The organism is Micrococcus sp. HMSC31B01, assembly GCF_001816085.1.
In the GTDB taxonomy this organism is placed as follows: domain Bacteria; phylum Actinomycetota; class Actinomycetes; order Actinomycetales; family Micrococcaceae; genus Micrococcus; species Micrococcus luteus.
In genome coordinates this window covers 1-2,120 of the sequence record NZ_KV825067.1, presented here as the reverse complement: position 1 = coordinate 2,120, position 2,120 = coordinate 1, and the positions used below count along the sequence as shown (strand labels likewise).

The window sequence follows — 2,120 nt, the reverse complement described above, 5'->3', positions numbered from 1 at the left end:
CGACGCCGACACCTCCGCTCCGGCCGCCGTCGCCCAGGACGGGCAGCCCCAGGCCGAGGCCCGCGAGGCCCAGACCGAGCAGGGCCCCCGGGAGACCGCCTCGGACCAGGATCGGTCCGGGGGGTCCGAGACCCGCGACGAGGGCGAGGACCGCCCGCAGTCCGAGCGCCGTTCCCGCGGCCGCCGCCGCGCCGGCGACGACGACGCCCAGCAGGGTCAGGACCGTCGCTCCGACGGCGCCCAGGGCGAGGACGGCGCCGACGCGGACCGCCGCGGCGACCGGGAGGACCGTGATGACAACGGGCGCGAGAACGGCCGCGGCCGCAACGGCCGCAACGGGCGGGACCGCGACAACGGCCGCGACCGCGACAACGGCCGCGACCGCGAGAACGGCCGCGACCGCGAGAACGGCCGCGAGAACAATCGGGACCGTGAGAACGGCCGCGACGGCTCCCGCGAGCAGCGCGGCGACAAGTCCGAGGACGGCGGCCGGGGCGACGGCGGACGCGGGGACCGCAGCCGCCGCGACGACCGCGACGACGAGGGCGGCCGCAACCGTCGCAACCGCCGCAACCGCAACGAGCGCGGCCGCAACCGCCGTGGCCGCGGCGGCCCCGAGGTCGACGAGACCGAGCTGACCGAGGACGACGTCCTGCAGCCCGTGGCCGGCATCCTCGACGTGCTGGACAACTACGCGTTCGTCCGCACCTCCGGCTACCTGCCGGGCCCGAACGACGTCTACGTCTCCCTGGCCATGGTGAAGAAGTACGGTCTGCGCAAGGGCGACGCCGTCGTCGGCGCGATCCGCGCCCCGCGCGACGGCGAGAAGCAGCAGCACCACGGTGGCGGCTCCAACCGTCAGAAGTTCAACGCCCTGGTGAAGATCTCCTCGGTCAACGGTCAGCCCGCCGTCGAGCACCCGCAGCGCGTGGAGTTCGGCAAGCTCGTGCCCCTGTACCCGCAGGAGCGCCTGCGCCTGGAGACCGATCCCAAGCTGATCGGCCCCCGCGTGATCGATCTGGTCAGCCCCATCGGCAAGGGCCAGCGTGGCCTCATCGTCTCCCCGCCCAAGGCCGGCAAGACGATGATCCTGCAGTCGATCGCCAACGCGATCAAGACGAACAACCCCGAGGTCCACCTCATGATGGTGCTCGTCGACGAGCGCCCCGAGGAGGTCACCGACATGCAGCGGTCGGTGGACGGCGAGGTCATCGCCTCCACGTTCGACCGCCCGGCGGACGACCACACCACGCTCGCCGAGCTGGCCATCGAGCGCGCCAAGCGCCTCGTGGAGATGGGCCGCGACGTCGTCGTGCTGCTCGACTCCATGACCCGCCTGGGCCGCGCCTACAACCTGGCCGCCCCGGCCTCGGGCCGCATCCTCTCCGGCGGTGTGGACTCCTCGGCGCTGTACCCGCCGAAGAAGTTCTTCGGCGCCGCCCGCAACATCGAGAACGGCGGCTCGCTGACCATCCTGGCCACCGCGCTGGTCGAGACCGGCTCGCGCATGGACGAGGTGATCTTCGAGGAGTTCAAGGGCACCGGCAACATGGAGCTGCGCCTGTCCCGCCACCTCGCGGAGCGCCGCATCTTCCCGGCGGTGGACGTCAACGCGTCCGGCACCCGCCGCGAGGAGGCCCTGCTCTCGCAGGAGGAGGTCAAGATCATGTGGAAGCTGCGCCGGGTGCTCTCCGGCCTCGAGCAGCAGCAGGCCCTCGACCTGCTCACCAACAAGATCAAGGACACCGCGTCCAACGCCGAGTTCCTCATGCTGGTCTCCAAGACCACGCTGGGGTCCAAGGGCGACGACTGACCGTCCCGTCGCACGGCCCCGTCCCGCCCGGGGGAGCTCGTCTCCGCCGGACGGGGCGGGGCCGTCCGCGTCGGACAGCCCGGCCCGTTGAGGCCGGAGGAGGAGAGGCACGCACGTGTTCGATTCGGAGCAGCGGCGCGAGGCCGTGGATCGGCTCCTGGCGGAGCATCGCGAGCTGACGGCGCGCCTGTCCGACCCGGCGGTGCACCAGGACCCGGCGCTCGCCCGGCGGCTGAACCGGCGGTTCGCCGAGCTCGGCGCCGTGGTGACGGCCCACCGCGCCTGGTCGGCGGCCGCGGAGGAGCTG

1 protein-coding gene and 1 pseudogene are annotated in these 2,120 nt (G+C 73.1%); both read left to right on the top strand.

What is annotated here, in order from left to right; all coding sequences use genetic code 11:
• Positions 1 to 1,813, top strand: a 1,813-nt coding sequence (gene rho / locus HMPREF3105_RS04865) for a transcription termination factor Rho (RefSeq protein ID WP_070708884.1), incomplete at its 5' end; no start/stop codon positions are given.
• Between the two features lie 115 nt (positions 1,814 to 1,928).
• Positions 1,929 to 2,120 (top strand): annotated as a pseudogene (locus tag HMPREF3105_RS04860) (peptide chain release factor 1); the annotation flags it as partial.